We start from the raw sequence: 2,827 nt of genomic DNA, 5'->3' as shown, positions 1-2,827 counted from the left end.
CAGTGGGTGGTGCAGACCAACGCGGGGTTGGGGTCGCAGGGTGGGTCGCAGGCGGTGGCGGTGGTGTTCGATCCGGCTGCGGAGACGGTGGTTCGGCTCAGCCGGTACGGCAGTGACCTGAAGGACAGCCACAACGTCTATGTGAGTGTGGATGGCACTGACGGTCGGATCACCCAGTTGCATTGGCTTGCGGGTCTTCCGTCTCGTGCGTATGGGCATGAGTTGAAGCATTTCGCTGGGGTGCCGCATCATGCTTCGCCGGGTGATCTGCTCAGGGGTGCCAGGCGCGATGGTGATGATCATCTGAACGAGCCGGGGTTCACCGACTGGGAGCTTGAGCAGATCCGGGAGACGGCTGCGTCGTATGTGGCTCCTACGGTCGCGCCTCGGCCGGTTGGGTCGCCCGAGTCGGATTCGGCGTCCTCCGGGTCGGACGTCGGGTCGTCGGAGCCGGGTTCGGGTTCGCTGCCGGGCCGGCCGGCGGCGATGGAATGGCATCCCCCGACCGACGCCGACGCGGGCGGGCAGCCGTCCGATTCAGCGGAATACTACGACCCGTATTATCTTGGCCCGGAGTTCGCGGACCTGGGGCTGACGGCGGACCCGTTCGCCGGATTCGACATGGCGACTCCGGTGCTGGACCCGGAGGGATCATCGTCGGCCCTCGACTACGAAGTGCAACTGACGACCCTGCGGCTGGCGAGTTCTGCGCACCGCGTCGAGGAGCAGTTCGACGAATGGGTGAGCGACGTCTTCGACATTTTTGACGCGGAGGATGTGCCAGCGTTCAGAGCCTTCTACCAATCATTGTTGAACACACCGGAGGTGTCGGCGAAGGGCATCACCACCGTGGCTAGGCTGCGCGTGTGGGCGGTCCGCCGGCTGGCCGAGGAGCTCGCGCAGGGCGAGCAGTCGACGTTGAACGAGTTCCTTCCGTATCCGGACGGCGTGTCGGAGCAGCAACGAGACGCCCTGCACCGGATCTGGCTCGACAAGCTCTCGAACGCCCTGTCCAGGGATTACGAACTCGCGCATGTGATTCCGCATCTCATGGCCAAGGCCTTGTCCATGTCCATGCGGATCCATCATCCGTTCGATGCTCCGCAGGACATCGGCCCGACGCCCGATGTTGGTGCCGTCCGGCATCAGGTCGTCTTCTGGAACGGTGCCTACCACCGCGTCCTACCTTTTGATCCGAACGATTCCCGCCTCGACGATGGCTTCCAGCAGACAGCCGTGTCCGCCAACGAGAAGGAACAGTTGGATGCCCTTCTCGCTGAGCTGAAACGCCAGATAGACACGGCGGAAGCGAATCCGACCAACAGGCACGGACATATTCTGAAGTTCACCTTCAGCCGTAACCTCGCGGCCATCGGTAAGCAGCCCGTCTCCCCTCGCAGGCAGGCCCGAGAACTCGTAGAATACCTCCGATACCTCAACAGCCTCCGGCAAGACAGCGGCTGGCAAGACGAGAGCCCACAACTCGAATCCCCCTTCACCCTCCGCCTGACCGCTGCTGATCGCAGGGGCGACAGCAACCACACAACTTTGAACGCCTCGGTGGGCGGCAAAGTTGTTTCTCTCCTGCTTACCACCCAACATGTCGCCCCCGGCGATATTGTCTCTATCGACTTCGGCAAGGTCGGCGAGGAGGGCGTCGGTATCGCCAGAATCCCGCACACCGAGGCCGACGGGGCCGAGAGGTTCATCTACCGCGAACTCGACCGTAAGTTCGATGACAACGAGCTGGCTGAACTGGGCAACAGAGCATCCGCTCTGAGGAATAGAGTCTCCGGTCTGAGGGATGGAGAATCCGGTCCGAGCAATAGGGCCTCTGGTCCGAGCAATAGGGCCTCCGACCGAGTGTTGGAATCCGTCAAGCCGTCGTTCGTTGACTCCTTCCGGATGCGGACATCATTGAGAAACGGCGTCTTGGGCGTGCGGTTCGGGGAGGGTGATGTTAACAAGGCCGACCAAAGAGCCCTTATCTCACGGACCACATTTGCCGACGGGACTCCGTTTGTCGTCCCCGATGACATGAAGGATGTGATTCTCGAAGTCGGGTATGACATCGATCATCGACCCCTCGCGGTCGTGGAAATTCCGGCCGAGCGGAACGGGGGGCAGGTCGCCCTGTATCTAAGGTTGACCGATCCCGCCCCCACCGTGGGCGACATCGAGCGGCTGCGCAAGAAGGAATCCTTCTGGGAGCCATCGGATCGATGGACGCTTTTCGATGCAATTTCTTTCGACGACGTATTGGCAAAGCGTGCCCGGTTGCCCAATGCCATCATCGATCTTCCGGTCAGCGGTGCGGGCGCGACAGTCGATGGGCTGGAGGTGGATCTGTCTGCGGGGGCGGCGATCACCCTGCGGGTGGGAAAGCGGCTGGTCGGACCGGATATCGTCAGCAATGTCTTTGTGGTGGTCAAGGCGCCGTTGAAGCCGTTGGACGACGCGGCCAAGGAGGCCTACCTGCGCGCCAACTCGGTGGTCGACGTGTCGGAGATACCCACACACGCCTACCGGCTTGTCAACACGGGCAAGACCAACGCCGATTTCGATACTTTGATCGCCCGGCTCCGCACGCGGCAGGCGGTGCTCGGCCTGCGCAGAGAGCGAGGCGAACCGCTATACAAGCCATACGCGAAGCGTCGGCGTACCGGGGGGTCGTCGTTGCCTGGGGGGCCGGCGGCGTTCGAGTGGGCTGGTGCGGCTTCGGCCGATGGCGGGGTTGGGTCGTCGTCGGGGTGGGCGGCTGGGGTGGAGCCGTCGGTGGTGTGGGTTGATGGTGGTTGGCGGGTGTCGTATCGCAGTGCGGAGGGTT

General features: G+C 63.0%; 1 protein-coding gene. It reads left to right on the top strand.

Features of this window, described 5'->3' with window-relative positions:
- Positions 1-54: 54 nt before the first annotated feature.
- The coding region (locus tag B0E53_RS35045; RefSeq protein ID WP_146167921.1) for a hypothetical protein at positions 55-2,827 on the top strand (2,773 nt) is incomplete at its 3' end.

The organism is Micromonospora sp. MH33, assembly GCF_003013775.1.
GTDB classification, from domain to species: Bacteria; Actinomycetota; Actinomycetes; order Mycobacteriales; family Micromonosporaceae; genus Micromonospora; species Micromonospora fulviviridis.
The sequence above is the reverse complement of the archived record's forward strand: the minus strand, read 5'-3'. Positions and strand labels throughout refer to the sequence as shown.